Raw genomic sequence first — 15,863 nt, forward strand, 5'->3', positions numbered from 1 at the left:
TTAAAAATATTTTCTAAGAACATCAGGAATATGAATGTTGCCTTTGTCATCTTGGTAATTCTCCATAATAGCAACAAGTGTTCTACCAACAGCCAAAGAAGAACCATTTAAAGTATGAACAAATTCATTTTTTCCTTTATCATTTTTGTAGCGAATTTTAGCCCTTCTTGCCTGAAAATCTTGGCAATTTGAAACAGAGCTTATTTCTCTATACTTATTTTGTCCTGGAAGCCATACTTCTAAATCTACTGTTTTAGCCGCACTAAAACCAAGATCTCCTGTGCAAAGCATTAAGTGACGATGAGCAAGTCCAAGCGAGCTTAACAAATCACTTGCACAATTTAGCATCTCTTCAAATACACTATTACTTTGCTCAGGTTTTGTGATACTTACAAGCTCGACTTTTTCAAATTGATGTTGACGAATAATCCCTCTTGTATCTCGTCCGGCACTTCCTGCTTCTTTTCTAAAACAAGCACTATAACAAGTCATTTTAATGGGTAAATTTTCGCTACTTAAAATCTCATCAGAATAAAAATTGGTTACAGGGATTTCTGAAGTAGATATAAGATATAAATCTTCATCTTCTACTTTATACATATCATCTTTAAATTTTGGAAGTTGTCCTGTGCCAAACATTGTTTTTGAATTAACCAAAAAAGGAACATTGATAAGATTAAAACCACGTTTCATATTAAAATCTATCATATAATTAATTAAGGCACGATTTAGTAATGCACCTTCATTTTTAAGGATACAAAAACGACTTTGAGAAATTTTTACTCCTCTTACAAAATCAAGCCAATTAAGTTTTTCTCCGAGTTCAAAATGTTCTTTAGGAGTAAAATCAAAAGAAGGTGGAGTTAGAACTTTTTTGAGTTCGACATTATCATTTTCATCTTCGCCGACTGGGACACATTTATCAGGAATATTTGGGATAGAATGCGCTATTTCTTCTAAATTTGCAAGTATTTCATCAACTTTTTTATTTTGGATTGAAATTTTTTCTTTATTTTCGCTAAGTTGTTTTTTAAGATTTTCTTTATCTTGAGCGGTGCTTAATTCTTTGCTAAATTTATTTTGAAAAGCTTGCAATTCTTCTAAATTTGCTTTTTCTTTTTTTAAATTTAAAAAAAGATCACTTAGTTTTTTTAACAAAGATTCATCAACTTTTTTATTTTTTAAACTTTTTGCTACTTCTTCAAAATTATTTTGTAAATATTTTAAATCCAACATAATGTATCCTTAAATTCCTATTTTTTCATAAATTCTTTGCATTTTTTGCAAAGCTATATTTTTGGCTTTTTTTGCACCTATTTGAAGACATTCTTTAATTTCTTCTGGATGAGATAAGAAATCATGATATCTTTGTCTTGCTTCTTTAAAATAATTAAGAATCAAATCATAAAGATACATTTTAAAATGCCCATAACCTTCTCCACCTTGCTCGTATCTTATTTTTAAATCTTCTTGCCCTTTTTTATCTAAAAATAATTTTGCAATATTAAATACATTACATTTTCTCCAGTCCTTAGGATCTTTTAAATCCGTGCTATCTGTAATGATAGATGAAATTTGCTTTTTTAAAACTTTTTCATCACCAAAAATGTCTATAGTGTTTTGATAGGATTTGCTCATTTTTGATCCATCTGTTCCAATTATAACAGAAATTTCATCATCAATTTTTGCTTTAGGCAAAGTAAAAATTTCTCCCCATTCGTTATTAATCTTTAAAGCAATATCTCTAGCAATTTCAATATGCTGAATTTGATCCTTTCCAACGGGAATAATTTGTGCATCAAAAAGTAAAATATCAGCTGCCATTAAAACAGGATAAGAAAAAAGCCCATGTGATGCGTTGATCCCTTTAGCAATTTTATCTTTATAGCTATGAGCTCTTTCTAAAAGCCCCATAGGAGTAAATTGAGATAAAATCCAATAAAGCTCTAATACTTCTTTAACATCACTTTGAAGCCAAAAAATGCTTTTGTTAGGATCTATGCCAAGACTTAAAAATGCAGCCGCAGCCTTTAGTATATTTTGCTCTAAAATCTCACCTTTTTGATTTGAGGTCATTGCATGATAATTTGCTATAAATATAAGCATCTCATTGTCATTTTGCGCCTCAATCATTTGTTTGATAGCTCCAAAATAATTACCGATATGTAAATCTCCACTTGGCTGAATTCCGCTTAAAATTCTCATTAAATCCTCTTTATTATTTCTTCTAATAATTCTTTAATATTTTTATTTTCTATATCTATAATCAAATCCGCTTTTTTTTCATAGTCTTTAATGCGTTTATTATATAATTTTTTTGCTTTAATTTCATCACAAAATAAGGGTCTTTTATTTTTTTCTTCTAAGCTTAAATGTTTGCTTAAAAAATCAAATTCAGCTCTTAAATAAATACAAAATCCTAAGCTTTTAAAATTTGGCACATGGATAAATCCACCACCTGTGGCTATTACAGTATTATCAATCATACTAAATAAATAAGCTAATTTTTGTTCTTCTTTTCTAAAAAATTCTTCGCCAAAAATTTTAAAAATTTCACTAATACTCTTTTGAAATTTCATTTCGATCAAAGAATCACTATCAAGATAAACTTTATCCATTTTTTGCGATAAAGCTCTAGCAAGAGAGCTTTTTCCACTTCCCATAAAACCTATAAAAACAATGTTTTCATTCTTCATTGTTTTCTTTAGTTCCTTTTTTACGGGAGGCAATGATTAAAGGCACTCCTTCAAAATCAAATTCTTGCCTAATTTTATTTTGCAAATATCGTTTGTAGCTAAAATGCAAAGCTTTTGGTCGATTCATGATTAAAGCGATTTTAGGGGGTGCTAAATCGTATTGCACTGCATAATAAATTTTAACAAGCTTACCATAATCATGAGGTAAAGGATGAGCTTTTGTGGCATTTTCTATTAAAGCATTAAGCTTTGAAGTTGGAATTTTTTGTATAAAATGTTCAAATACTTCTAAAATTTTATCTAACAACACATGAACTCTTTTTCCGCTTAAAGCTGAAACACTAACAATAGGAGCGTGCGCTAAAAATTTAAAACGATCAAGGCGTAGTTCTTTGACTGTTTTATCAAATTCAAGTTCACTTTTATCCCATTTGTTTAATACAATAATCACGCCCAAATAATGCTTTGAAATAAGCCCTGCGATTCTTTCATCAAGTTCATTAAAACCCTCGCTAGCATCTAAAACTAAAAGAGCAATTTGTGAGTTTTGTAAAATTTTTTCCGTGCGATTTAAAGCAAAGCGTTCAAGTCCTTGAATTTTTCCACGCTTTCTAATGCCTGCTGTATCGACAAATTCTATAGTTTTATCTTTATGAAATATACTTTCATTTACAGGGTCGATAGTTGTTCCTGCTATAGTGCTTACTACGCTACGTTCTTGTTTGACTAAAGCATTTAAAAGACTTGATTTTCCGACATTTACACGCCCTACAATACCTACTTTTATATGATTTGTATCAATTTCTTTAAATTCAGGCTCTTTACTTGTATCATAGTGTTCTAAAAAATCTTCTAAATTTTCTTCTTGATCTTCTATTAAAAAATTTTTATTTTCTAAATGTTTCTCAAGCCAATCATAAAGTTCATCTAAGCCTATATTATGTGTTACTGAGAGATTAAAAATTTCTTTTATTCCAAAATTAATAAATTCCCAAGATCTTTCTTCATCTTTTTTATTATCGATTTTATTGATAATTAAAGCTATAGGTTTGTTTAATTTTTTTAAAGAGTAAAAAAAATGTCTATCCTCATCATCTGGAGTTAATTTTCCATCTACCATATAAAGGATAATATCGCTTTCTTTGGCAGTTTTTAAGGTATTTTTTTGGACATTTTTAAAAAGCTCATTACTCTCATCAAGTCCTCCACTATCAATAAGCAATGCCTTTTTAGAATTGATTTGAACTTCTGTTTTATTTGTATCTCTTGTTGTGCCAGATATTTCACTTGTGATGGCTATTCTTTGCCTTGCCATTCTATTAAAAAGACTTGATTTTCCAACATTTGGCTTACCTACAAGTATAATACTTTGCATTTTTTTCCTATATTTTTTGTTTTATTTTTAAAATTATAAAATTATATAAACTTTGCCTTAAAATTTAAGCAAAAAAAGATTAAAATACATATTCATTCAAAAATTAAGGAATCTTTGTGTTAAAAATTGTCAAGCATAATCTAGGTATTTATTTTATGATGTTAGCTTGTCTTGATTTTGCTTTGATGGGCGCATGTGCCAAAATTTTAAGCAACGAACTTTCTTCTATAGAAATTATGTTTTTTAGAAATATTATAGGGACTTTTTTTATTATTTATATGCTTAAAAAAACAAAAATTCACAAAGAAGGTGGAAAATTAGGACTTTTAATTTTTAGGGGAGTTATAGGAACTTTAGCCCTTTATATGTTTTTTTATAATGTTTCACATATTACCTTAGGCGGTGCATTTGCTTTTCAAAAAACAGCCCCTATTTTTGTAACTTTAATCGCTTTTTTTCTTTTTAAGGAAAATATAGGTGCAAAAGGTTGGTTTGGTATTTTGATTGCTTTTTTAGGCGTTCTTTGTATTATGCAGCCTTGGGCAGATTTTTCAAATCATTCAGGTTTTGACTTAAAAAATTGTATTATAGGAATTTTAAGTGGATTGTTAGCAGCCATAGCTTTAACAAGTGTGCGAGAATTAAGAAAATATTATTTAACCGAGCAAATTGCTGCTTCATTTATATTTCTTGGTTCTTTATTGCCTTTAATTTCTATGAGTATTGGTTCTTTTTATTTTACAAAAGAGCTTGATTTTCTTATAGCACCTTTTATAATGCCTAGTCTTAAAGCTTGGGTTATTATACTTATTATGGGGAGCTTAGGAACTTTATATCAAATTCATATTACAAAAGCTTATGGAGTGGCAAAAAAAGCAGGTATAGTTGCTGGAGTAAGCTATATGGATGTAGTTTTTACTTTAATTTTGGGTGTTATGTTAGGAGATGATTTTCCTAGTGTTATGGTGTTTATCGGAATACTAGGTATCATTTTAGGTGGTATTATTTTAGTTCGAGGAAAAGGAAAAAATGAAAAATAAAACAGATTTAATTTATGAACTTGAAGATAAACCTCCTTTTTTAAAAGCTTGTTTTGCTGCTTTGGTGCATTTAATGGCTATGTTTGTGGCTGTGATTACACCGGCTTTGCTTATTTGTAAAGGCTTGGGTATAGATGAGGAAAATACAGCAAGAATTATATGTATGTCTTTATTTGCTTCTGGCATTGCGTCTTTGCTTCAGATTAAAACTTGGGGACCTATTGGAAGTGGACTTTTATCAATACAAGGAACAAGTTTTAATTTCGTTTCGCCTATCATTTTAGGAGGACTTACTCTAAAAAATAACGGACTATCACAAGAAGCAATGCTTGGAGCTATTTTTGGAACCTTGATGCTTTGTTCTACAACAGAGATGATTATTTCTAGGTTTTTACCTTTTATAAGAAAAATTATTTCACCTTTGGTTTCTGGAATTGTTGTGATGATTATAGGGCTTAGTTTAATTAATGTAGGGCTTGTAAGCGCAGGAGGAGGCTTTAGTGCTAAAGCAAATGGAGAATTTGGATCTTTTGAAAATTTATTATTAGCTGGAGTTGTGATTTTAAGCATTATTATATTAAATCGTTTAAATAATCCATTTATTAGGATTTCGTCCTTATTTATTGCTATTATTATAGGGCTTTTGATTGCTATGGGTTTTGAAAATTTTCATTTTAATTTTAACGATAATTTACCCATTTTATTTTTTCCAAGTCCTATGCACTATGGTTTAAGCATTGATTATAATTTAATTTTACCTTTAATTTTAATTTTTATAGTAACTTCTCTTGAAACTATAGGAGATATTAGTGCTACAAGTGAAGTTTCAAATCAACCTATAAAAGGCGAGCTTTATACCAAAAGATTAAAAGGTGGAGTATTAGCTAATGGACTTAATTCTTTTATTTCAGCATTTTTTAATACTTTTCCAAATTCTTGCTTTGGACAAAATAATGGGGTGATTGTTTTAACTGGAGTTGCTAGTCGTTATGTGGGATTTATAGTCGCTTTTATGTTAATTATTTTAGGGCTTTTTCCTATAGTGGCAAATATCACCTTGCAAATTCCAGAACCTATTTTAGGCGGTGCCACTTTAATCATGTTTGGAACAATTGCAGCCACTGGAGTAAGAATTATTTCAAAAGAAAATTTAAATAGAAGATCCATTATGATTATAGCTATTTCTTTAGGGATAGGACTTGGTGTAGCTAATAATCCTGATATTTTGCAATTTACTCCTACTTGGTTTAAAACTTTGTTTTCTTCAGGTATAGCAGCAGGAGGAATTAGCGCTATTGTTTTAAATATTATTTTTCCATTTGAAGAAAAACAAAGAAAAATAAAGTAAAATTATAAAAATTTAAAGGCTTAAAAATGAAAAAAATGATTTTAATTGCAGGTCCTTGCGTAATAGAAAATAAAGATTTGGTTTTTAAAGTAGCAAAGCAATTACAAGAATTTTCAAATGATGATAGATTTGAGTTTTATTTCAAATCAAGCTTTGATAAAGCAAATCGCACAAGTATTAATTCTTTTCGTGGCCCAGGACTTGATGAGGGACTTAAAATTTTACAAAGTGTTAAAAATGAATTTGGCATGAAAATATTAACTGATATTCATGAAAGTTATCAGGCAAAAATTGTTAGCGAAGTAGTTGATGTTTTACAAATTCCAGCTTTTTTATGCCGTCAAACCGATCTACTCGTAGAAGCAGCCAAAACAAAAGCCAAAATAAACATTAAAAAGGGGCAATTCTTAAATCCAAGTGATATTAAATATAGCGTGAAAAAAATTCTTCAAACACGTGGCATAGAAGAAGAGGGCTATGATATAGCAGGTAAAAACGGCATTTTTGTAGCCGAAAGAGGTTCTAGTTTTGGTTATGGCAATTTAGTCGTTGATATGAGATCTTTAGTGATTATGCGTGAATTTGCCCCTGTCATTTTTGATGCAACCCATAGCGTGCAAATGCCAGGAGCTGTAGGAGGAAGTAGTGGTGGCAAAAGTGAATTTGTAGAACCTTTAGCAAGAGCTGCGGCTGCTGTTGGAGTAGATGGCTTTTTCTTTGAAACGCATATTAATCCTTGCGAAGCGCTTTGTGATGGACCTAATATGCTTAATATAAATCGTTTTAAAGAATGTATTAAAACACTTATAAAAATTCAAAATATTATTGAGTAAAGGAAAAAAATGAAGATTATTGAAGGAAAATTACAATTAACAGGTGATGAAAAAATTGCTATTATCAATGCAAGATTTAATCATATCGTAACAGATCGTTTAGTAGAGGGTGCAAAAGATGCTTTTTTAAGACACGGCGGAAAAGAAGAAAATTTAGATCTTATTTTAGTCCCAGGCGCTTTTGAACTTCCTTTTATTTTGAAAAAAGCTATACAAAGCAATAAATTTGACGCTATTTGTTGTTTAGGTGCGGTTATTCGTGGTTCTACTCCACATTTTGATTATGTTTCGGCTGAAACTACAAAAGGGATTGCAAACGTAAGTTTAAATCATAATATCCCTGTAAGCTTTGGAGTTTTAACTACAGATACCATAGAACAAGCCATCGAAAGAGCAGGAAGTAAAGTTGGTAATAAAGGTTTTGAAGCTATGCTTACTTTAATCGAAATGCTAAATTTAATTAAACAATTTTAAGGCTTAAAATGGCAACAAGACATCAAGTAAGACAAAGCGTTATTTCTTTGCTTTATGCTTTAGAGTTAAATGACAAAAATGAAAATTTTATTGATGAATTTTTAAATGAAAAAAAAATCCGCAATGAGCAAAAGAATTTTACTCTAAGCCTTTATAATGGAATTTGTGAAAATTTAACCAAATTAGATGAAGCACTTAATGTTCATTTAAAAGAAAATGCAATCAATAAACTCGGCCATATAGAAAGAGCCATTTTAAGACTTGGAGCTTATGAGTTGCTTTTTACAGAAACAACAGATGCTATAATTATCAACGAAGCCATAGAATTAGCTAAAGAATTAGCTAATGATAATTCCCCTAAATTTATCAATGGGGTTTTAGACTCTTTAATCAAGGCTAAAAAATGAAATTATGTGTTGCACTTGATTTGGCCACAAAAGAAGATTGCCTTAAACTTGCCAAAGAATTAAAAGGTTTAGATCTTTGGTTAAAAGTAGGATTAAGAGCATATTTAAGAGATGGTTTTAAATTTATAGAAGATCTTAAAAAAATTGATAATTTTAAAATTTTTTTAGATCTTAAAATTTATGATATACCAAATACCATGGCAGATGCGTGCGAAGAAATTTCAAAATTGGGTGTAAATATGATAAATTTACACGCAAGTGCCGGTAAAATAGCAATGCTTGAAGTTAGAAAACGTTTAGAAAAATTAAAAAATCGCCCTTTGATTTTAGCTGTTTCTGCTCTTACTAGTTTTGATGAGGAAAATTTTTTTAGTATTTATAAGCAAAAAATCAATGAAGCCGTAATTAATTTTTCAAAGCTTTCTTATGAAGCAGGGCTTGATGGTATGGTTTGTTCTGTTTTTGAAAGTAAAATCATCAAAGAAAATACTTCATCAAGTTTTTTAACTTTGACACCAGGTATACGCCCTTTTAATGAATCAAACAACGATCAAAAAAGAGTAGCAGATCTTAAAATGGCTAAAGAGTATAAAAGTGATTTTGTAGTAATAGGACGCCCTATATATGAGTCATCTAATCCAAGATCAATATGCGAAAAAATACTTTTAGAAATTATAAAATAAATAAAACAAGAGTTGCTAAAATTATGATTTTATAAACTATTATTTAAATATATGTATATATTTAAATAAGATTTATTTTCTCTTGTTATTATTGTAAAAATTATCAACAAGGAAAATTTATGTTTATAACACCAGAAGAACTTTATAAAAAAAGAAGACAATTCTTAAAGCTTGGCGTTGGAGCTATGTTAAGTTCAAGTTTGATTAATTCTAAACTTTTAGCCCTTGAATTTAGTAGTGATAAAAATCCACAGAAATTAACCCTTACAGATGAAGAACTTGCGACTAATTATGTAAATTTTTATGAATTTTCTACCAATAAAAAAAAGGCAGTAGAATATGCTAAGAATTTTGATGTAAAAAATTGGGAGATTTCTTTAAGTGGAGAATTAGAAAAACCTATAAAATTAACAATGGAGGATATTTTAAAATTTCCACTAGAAGAAAGAATTTATCGTTTTCGTTGTGTAGAAACTTGGTCTATGGTTGTTCCTTGGATAGGCTTTGAGTTGCGTCATTTAATCGAAAAAGCAAAGCCTACAAGCAAAGCAAAATATGTAAAATTTACAACTCTTTTTGACAAAGAAAAATTTCCTGATCAAAATGCTTTATTTCCTACTATCAAATACCCCTATACAGAAGCTTTAAGGATGGATGAAGCTATGCATCCACTTACTATTTTAGCAGTAGGAATGTATAAAAAAACATTACTAGGACAAAATGGAGCCCCTTTGCGTCTTGTAGTTCCTTGGAAATATGGCTTTAAAAGCATTAAATCCATAGTAAAAATTGAATTTGTCGAAAATCAGCCAAAAACAACGTGGCAAGAGTATGCCCCTAATGAATACGGTTTTTACGCTAATGTCAATCCAAATGTTTCTCATCCAAGATGGTCACAAGCCAATGAAAGAGCTTTAGGGGAATTTTTTACCAAGCCAACTTTAATGTTTAATGGTTATGAAAAAGAAGTGGCAAGCCTTTATGCCAATATGGATTTAAAAAAGAATTTTTAATGCTAGTTTATAATTTTGTAGTTTATATACTTTTTTCTATAAGTATAATTTATGGTTTTTATAATATTTTAAATTCTTTTGATTTTGTCAAAGAGGCTTATTTTTATACAGGTATTTTTTCTTTAATCTTTTTAAATTTAAGCCTTTTATTTTCTTTGGTTAAATTAAAAAATACTAAAGATTATCCCAAATTGTTCGGATTTTTTTCCGTTTTTTGGGCAATTTTGCATTTTTTAAATTATTTTGTTTTCGATAGAAATATGCAGATTTCAAGACTTTTTGATGATATTTCAAAACGTTTATTAGAATCAAGCGGTTTTATAGCTTTTATCTTGCTTATTTTGATGCTATTAAGTTCTTTTAGGTTTTTTAAAAAGATAGAAAAAATAAGAAAATTAAGTTATTTATGCTTTCTCTTAGCAAGCTATCATTACTTTTTAAGCCCTAAAGTTCCTATGTTTTGGGAATGGAGTGCTTTGATTGTTGCTTTGATTTATTTTATTTTAGCTTATAAAAGATTGATTATAAAAAATAAATAAATATAAATTAATAAATCATTGTTCAAAAAGCACTAAAAGTATTAAATGCTTGAAGTATTTTTTAAATTTATAAATTGAGCTAAACCCACAAAATAAACTGTTTTTTTAAATTTTTGGCATTAAATTACACAAAATAAAAAAATTAAATTTATATTAATACAAAATATCTTATCATTAAGCCTATGATTTTTATTGCTTTTTTATTTACCTTTTAAAATAAAATCAAAACAAATACAAGGAGTAATAATGACACAGCAAAAATTCAGTTTAGGCAAAAGATACTTAGCAAGTCAAAGGATTGAAAAAAATCATTCTTATACACCTTTGAAAAAGCTAGTTCTTTTTTTAGTTACAATTTCTTTTTTAAGCCATTACTCTTATGCCGTAGAAAAATATAATTACACAACATTTGATGAAGTGATTTTTGTTGCAGGTGGTGGTGTAGATGAGAATAAATTAGATATTACAGATAATAAAAACAATAAAAACGTTGATCAAATTACCACAAAACTCCCTACAGATTTTGATCTTAAAAAATCTATTTCCCAAACAATGCTTGAAAGTTTGATTTCTATAGCCGCAAGAAGATCAACTTTCATTGATAGCGTTATGGATAGCTCTATGCAAAATTTTTTAAATATTTCAATTAGGGATTTTAATCAAACCAATAAAGAACACTCCTTATTTATCCTTCCTTATGCTTCTTCACAGAATGTTGAACTTTCTTTAAATGAAGAAAGTAAAGGACATACTAAAGGAACTATCATAGGTTATTCTACCTTAAAAGATAGTGGAATATATGGTGTATATGCAGGTTATGAAGATACAAAAATGAGTTCAACTTATTTTGATGTAAATAACAGAACTTATTATGCAGGTTTAAAATACTTTAATACCTTATTTACTACTAAAAAAGGTCAAGAAGTTTATATCAAAGCTCAAGGTAAAACAGCCTTAATTAAAAATGATTTAACTAAAAGAGTAGGAACTAATGAAGCTAAAGCTGAACCTAATTCTTATGCTTATGGTATGAGTTCTGATATAGGTATGAATTTTATCTATGATAAAGATATATTCTCACCTGAAATTGGCTTAGCCTATGAAGGAGGCTATACAGAGGCTTTTTCTATGCAAGATACTATAGGTCAAGCTACTGTTAAAGGTGGAGAAAGAGTTTATGCAAACTATTTAAATCTATTCTCTACTAAAACAAGTCTTACTTGGTTTAGAGATTGGTTACCTCATTTAAAAACTTCTTTAACCCTTGGAGCTAAATTTAATATCAATCCTAGCGTAAAAGCTAAAGCTAGATTTGGTAGTATTAAAGCAACTGATGAATTTGATTTACCAAGAGTTCAAAGCTATGCAACAGGATCTTTTATCATTCCTCTTAATGAAGCTTTCTATTTTAGCTTAAACTATAATGGTATGTTTGATAGAGATGGTAATACTCATACAGGATATGCACAATTTAATTATGTATGGTAAGAAATAATTACTTAGTTTACTAGTTTAATCTCCTAAACCCAAATGACTTTAGTTGTTTGGGTTGTTTTTATAAATAATTTTTTAGTAAATTTATATCATAATTTCAAGTTTTTAAAACTTTTTAGTAGGAAAGCTCTATGTTTGATAGAATTTATTATTATTATTTTAATGCTAATTATGAAAAATGCTTAGAATTAAGTGAGAGATTTTTGAAAGAAAATCAAAAATTTGCTTTAGAATTTGCTATGCTCTCATCTTATAAACTTTCATTTTTTCAAAAAGCCTTATATTATGCCCAAGAGCTTTTTTCTATAAATCCAACAAGTTTTAATGGTCTTATGCTTTCTAAAAGTTATATTGAAAATCTAAGATTTGATGAAGCTTTAAATTTATTGCAACAACTTTTAGATCGTAAAGATGATTTGCAAAATGAAATTAATTTACAATTGGCTTTTCTTTATAAAATTATAAATAAATTTGAAGAGTCTGAGAAGATTTTTAAAGAGTTGCTTTCAAAAGATTTGTATAATCTAGATCTTTGGAAAGAATACGCAGAGATTTATTTTAAAAAAGATTTTGTTAAAGCACTTGATGCACATGAAGAATTGTATAATTTTATGCAAAAGCTCATAGAGAAATTGCAAGATGGAACTCTTATGGGGCGTCATAATCCTAATTTAAACAATCTTCAAGATAGACTTCATAGCAAAACTAAAGAAAATCTTACGATTTCAAAAATACATGATTTTTTAGCCCATCAGATTTTACCGCAAAAAGCATATTTGCTTTTTAAACTTTTTAAAATATCTGATTCTTTAAAGCTTTTTCAATCACTAGAAGAAGCAAATCAACACCATCCACAATTTTGGCAAAATTATGCCAAGGTGCTAGAATTTAGCTCTAATTATCAAAGTGCTTATAATGCATATCAAAAATGTTTAAGTTTAAATACTCATGCAACTTATCAATTTGATCTTGCGTATCTTTTAATGCGTATGGGCGTAGATGATAATTTTGAAGAAGGTAAAAAGTATTATGAAAGTAGGTTATTTTATGCGCATAATGAAACTTTTTCTACTTATCATTATAATGAAAGCATAAAAGCTTTTAATAAATCGGGCGTAGATGCTTTTAAAAACAAGGAAATTTTAGTATTTTGCGAACAAGGTTTTGGGGATACTATAATGTATGCAAGATGTTTAGAAAAGCTTTGCAAAATCGCTTCAAGGGTTTTATTTGCTCCTCAAAGTGCGATGTATGAAATGTTTAAAAATCAAATAAAAATTTTAAATCAAAATGATGATATTTTTAAAAATTTAAAAGTTTTAAAAAATCTGCCTAAAAAATTTGATTATGCTATTCCTATTTGTTCTTTACCTTTTTTAATTGATATTAAATTAAGCGAAATTAAACAATTAAAAACACCAATATTAGCACAAAAAAAGCCACAAAATAAAAAGAAAAAATTGGGTATTTTTTATTTTACTCCTAATGCAGAGGGTTCTGATTTGTTAAGAAATTTCAAATTTGAATTATTGTTTGATATTTTAAAAGATTTGGATTGTGAAATTATTTCTTTTCAAATGCAATCAAATGAGAATTTGCCTAAAAGCATAGAAGATAGGAGTAAAAAAATAAAAAATTGGAATGATACTTTCAATAATTTATCTGATATTGATTGTATGATTAGCATTGATAGCGCAATTACTCATTTAACTTTGGCTATGGATATCCCAACGATCGTTCTTTTGCATCCTAGGTTTGATTGGCGTTGGGGAAAATTTGAAGATCCTAAAAGTTTTTTTTGGCCAAAAGCAAAATGTTTTGTTTTGAAAGATGAAGAAGAAGTAAAAAGAAATTTACAAAAATTGATTAAAGATATTTTGCATTAAAGCTTTTTAAGCTTTAATTTATTTGTGATTTAAATTTGATTTTTAATATTTTTTAGGATTGTAAATTTATACTTTTTGAAAAATAATAAGATTTGGTGGAAGCGAGGGGAATTGAACCCCTGTCCAAAAATAATTCTACAAAGACCTCTACATACTTAGTAAAGATGAAAATTTCACCAAATCAAGCTCATCTTCCAAAACTTTATGATCTGGCTAAGACTTTATTTCATCTTTGATGTGTCAAGTCAAAGACTACACTATCTTGTAATGACCAAATTTTAAATTAGATAGTATTGTTTAAAATTCGGGCTCAACTGAACTTACGCAGCTTTAGCGTAAGCAGGAGCAAATTTTACGTTGTTTGCGTTTAATTTTAATTTAGGCTTTTAACGCTTTGCCCAAAGCGGTATGCCATCTTTGCAAACTTACTCCTGTCGAAGCCAAGTCGCTCCCATTATTTAGAAATAATATTTGGAACATTAACAATTAAAGGATTAAAAATAGCTAAAACAGAATCGTCATTTTCGTAAGATCTGCAGTATTTTTCAAATTGATCACTCATTAAAAGCATCCAATCTGTAAATTCTTCGCTTGCAGGACCTTCAAAACGGCTTGCTTGAATCATCATTTCTTCACAAAATACGCAAAAATCTGTTACTTCATTAAGCTCTAGACGTCTTGCAGCCCAAGCAGTATTGTGTGCTAGAGTTTCAAGCTCTTTTACAGCTTCTTTATATTTTTGTTTATCTGTGCCTAATTTTATGATCAATGGTTCAAAGCGATCACACATGGTTCTAAAAAATTGCAAAAATTTTTCTATATCATCAATTTCATAATCTAATTCTAATTTTGTTAAAATCCCCATTTTTAAACCATTATTTTAAAGTTCAATTTAAATTTTATCAAATTTTAGCTAAAAACTAAATTTTAAAAGTTAATGAGTAATGCTTAGCGATAAAGTTTTATTTATTTTTGAAAAATTTCTTAAAATATAAATAGTCTTTATAAAAATTAAAACTATACTTTGTTAAAATTCTCTTTTAATTTTTTAAAGCAGTTTAAAATGGATAGAATTGTAGAAATAGAAAAATTTTCCCTAGATGAAACTTATGAAACTTCGCTAAGACCATCAAATTTTGATGGTTATATTGGTCAGGAAAATATCAAAAAAAATCTTCATATTTTTATCGGTGCTGCCAAAAAACGTAAGGAATGTTTAGATCATATTCTTTTTAGCGGACCCGCAGGACTTGGAAAAACAACCTTGGCTAATATTATCTCTTATGAAATGAATGCAAATATTAAAACAACTGCAGCTCCTATGATAGAAAAAAGTGGAGATTTAGCTGCTATTTTGACTAATCTTAGCGAAGGCGATATTCTTTTTATAGATGAAATTCATCGCTTAAGTCCTGCTATAGAAGAGGTGCTTTATCCTGCTATGGAAGATTATAGACTTGATATCATTATAGGAAGTGGTCCTGCTGCACAAACGATTAAAATCGATTTGCCTAAATTTACTTTAATCGGTGCTACGACTAGAGCAGGAATGCTTAGCAATCCTTTAAGAGATCGTTTTGGAATGCAATTTCGTTTAGAATTTTATAAAAATGAAGAATTAGCCCTTATTTTACAAAAAGCAGCAAATAAACTTGGCAAAATTTGCGATAAAAAAGCGGCTCTTGAAATCGCTAAAAGATCGCGTTCTACGCCAAGAATTGCTTTAAGGCTTTTAAAAAGAGTAAGGGATTTTGCTGATGTAAATGATGAGGAAAATATTAGCGAAGAAAGAGCTAAAGAGGCTTTAAATTCCTTAGGGGTTAATGAGCTTGGTTTTGATGCTATGGACTTAAGGTATTTGGAACTTTTAACTTCTGCGAAACAAAAACCTATAGGGCTTGCTAGTATTGCTGCTGCATTAAGTGAAGATGAAAATACCATTGAAGACGTGATTGAGCCTTACTTACTTGCTAATGGCTATATAGAAAGAACGGCTAAAGGAAGAATTGCAAGTGCAAAGAGCTTTAGAGTTTTGAAATTAAATTATCAAAAAAATTTATTTGAGGATTAAATTT

At 28.9% G+C, this 15,863-nt stretch carries 14 protein-coding genes, 1 other RNA gene and 2 pseudogenes; 11 read left to right on the forward strand and 6 right to left on the reverse strand.

Annotated features, from left to right (window positions below):
- The 4 genes from serS to der are packed head-to-tail and all read right to left on the reverse strand — an operon-like array spanning position 1 to position 4,071.
- Positions 1-1,236 (reverse strand): serine--tRNA ligase, encoded by a 1,236-nt coding sequence (gene serS / locus CNZW441b_RS02305; protein WP_131166225.1) that lies wholly within the window; start codon positions 1,234-1,236, stop codon positions 1-3.
- 9 nt (positions 1,237-1,245) lie between these two features.
- Complete coding sequence (gene trpS / locus CNZW441b_RS02310; protein ID WP_131166224.1) at positions 1,246-2,205, reverse strand: tryptophan--tRNA ligase; 960 nt, start codon at positions 2,203-2,205, stop codon at positions 1,246-1,248.
- On the reverse strand, positions 2,205-2,696 hold the full coding sequence (locus CNZW441b_RS02315; RefSeq protein WP_131163714.1) for a shikimate kinase: 492 nt from the start codon (positions 2,694-2,696) through the stop codon (positions 2,205-2,207). Before CNZW441b_RS02315 ends, trpS begins: the two co-directional genes overlap by 1 nt.
- On the reverse strand, positions 2,686-4,071 hold the full coding sequence (gene der, locus CNZW441b_RS02320) for a ribosome biogenesis GTPase Der (protein ID WP_131163713.1): 1,386 nt from the start codon (positions 4,069-4,071) through the stop codon (positions 2,686-2,688). Before der ends, CNZW441b_RS02315 begins: the two co-directional genes overlap by 11 nt.
- Before the next feature lie 116 nt (positions 4,072-4,187).
- Here der and CNZW441b_RS02325 point away from each other — a divergent pair, with 116 nt between their 5' ends.
- The 10 genes and pseudogenes from CNZW441b_RS02325 to CNZW441b_RS02370 all read left to right on the forward strand — a co-directional run bounded on the left by CNZW441b_RS02325 (position 4,188) and on the right by CNZW441b_RS02370 (position 13,788).
- Positions 4,188-5,111: a DMT family transporter gene (locus tag CNZW441b_RS02325; protein ID WP_131163712.1), complete on the forward strand. Its 924-nt coding sequence runs from the start codon at positions 4,188-4,190 to the stop codon at positions 5,109-5,111.
- On the forward strand, positions 5,101-6,459 hold the full coding sequence (locus tag CNZW441b_RS02330) for a uracil-xanthine permease family protein (protein WP_131163711.1): 1,359 nt from the start codon (positions 5,101-5,103) through the stop codon (positions 6,457-6,459). The genes CNZW441b_RS02325 and CNZW441b_RS02330 overlap by 11 nt, the downstream gene beginning before the upstream one ends.
- 26 nt (positions 6,460-6,485) lie before the next feature.
- The gene (kdsA, locus tag CNZW441b_RS02335; protein WP_131163710.1) at positions 6,486-7,292 is read left to right on the forward strand and encodes a 3-deoxy-8-phosphooctulonate synthase; all 807 of its coding nucleotides are present in this window, start codon (positions 6,486-6,488) and stop codon (positions 7,290-7,292) included.
- A 9-nt stretch (positions 7,293-7,301) separates the two neighbouring features.
- Positions 7,302-7,766 (forward strand): 6,7-dimethyl-8-ribityllumazine synthase, encoded by a 465-nt coding sequence (gene ribH, locus CNZW441b_RS02340; protein WP_131163709.1) that lies wholly within the window; start codon positions 7,302-7,304, stop codon positions 7,764-7,766.
- A gap of 8 nt (positions 7,767-7,774) precedes the next feature.
- Complete coding sequence (gene nusB / locus CNZW441b_RS02345; RefSeq protein WP_131163708.1) at positions 7,775-8,173, forward strand: transcription antitermination factor NusB; 399 nt, start codon at positions 7,775-7,777, stop codon at positions 8,171-8,173.
- A pseudogene (gene pyrF, locus CNZW441b_RS02350) lies at positions 8,170-8,847 on the forward strand (orotidine-5'-phosphate decarboxylase); the annotation flags it as partial. The gene nusB and the pseudogene pyrF, both read left to right, overlap by 4 nt.
- A 128-nt stretch (positions 8,848-8,975) precedes the next feature.
- A complete protein-coding gene (gene msrP, locus CNZW441b_RS02355) occupies positions 8,976-9,869 on the forward strand; it encodes a protein-methionine-sulfoxide reductase catalytic subunit MsrP (protein WP_216681521.1) in 894 nt (297 codons plus the stop codon).
- Positions 9,869-10,408 carry a ferric reductase-like transmembrane domain-containing protein gene (locus CNZW441b_RS02360; RefSeq protein ID WP_216681522.1) on the forward strand — a complete coding sequence of 180 codons (540 nt, stop codon included), beginning with the start codon at positions 9,869-9,871 and terminating at the stop codon, positions 10,406-10,408. Before msrP ends, CNZW441b_RS02360 begins: the two co-directional genes overlap by 1 nt.
- Before the next feature lie 438 nt (positions 10,409-10,846).
- Positions 10,847-11,896, forward strand: a pseudogene (locus tag CNZW441b_RS02365) (autotransporter outer membrane beta-barrel domain-containing protein); the annotation flags it as partial.
- 137 nt (positions 11,897-12,033) lie between these two features.
- Positions 12,034-13,788, forward strand: a complete 1,755-nt coding sequence (locus CNZW441b_RS02370; RefSeq protein WP_216681523.1) for a tetratricopeptide repeat protein — start codon at positions 12,034-12,036, stop codon at positions 13,786-13,788.
- A gap of 93 nt (positions 13,789-13,881) precedes the next feature.
- Here CNZW441b_RS02370 and ssrA read toward each other — a convergent pair.
- Positions 13,882-14,241: a transfer-messenger RNA gene (ssrA, locus tag CNZW441b_RS02375) on the reverse strand.
- A 1-nt stretch (position 14,242) separates the two neighbouring features.
- Complete coding sequence (locus tag CNZW441b_RS02380; protein WP_131163659.1) at positions 14,243-14,653, reverse strand: histidine phosphotransferase; 411 nt, start codon at positions 14,651-14,653, stop codon at positions 14,243-14,245.
- Between the two features lie 198 nt (positions 14,654-14,851).
- On the opposite strand from CNZW441b_RS02380, the gene ruvB reads away from it, so the two are divergent.
- Positions 14,852-15,859 (forward strand): Holliday junction branch migration DNA helicase RuvB, encoded by a 1,008-nt coding sequence (gene ruvB / locus CNZW441b_RS02385; RefSeq protein WP_131166354.1) that lies wholly within the window; start codon positions 14,852-14,854, stop codon positions 15,857-15,859.
- The last annotated feature ends 4 nt before the right edge of the window (positions 15,860-15,863 follow it).

The sequence above is a fragment of the Campylobacter novaezeelandiae genome, assembly GCF_018968685.1.
In the GTDB taxonomy this organism is placed as follows: Bacteria; Campylobacterota; Campylobacteria; order Campylobacterales; family Campylobacteraceae; genus Campylobacter_D; species Campylobacter_D novaezeelandiae.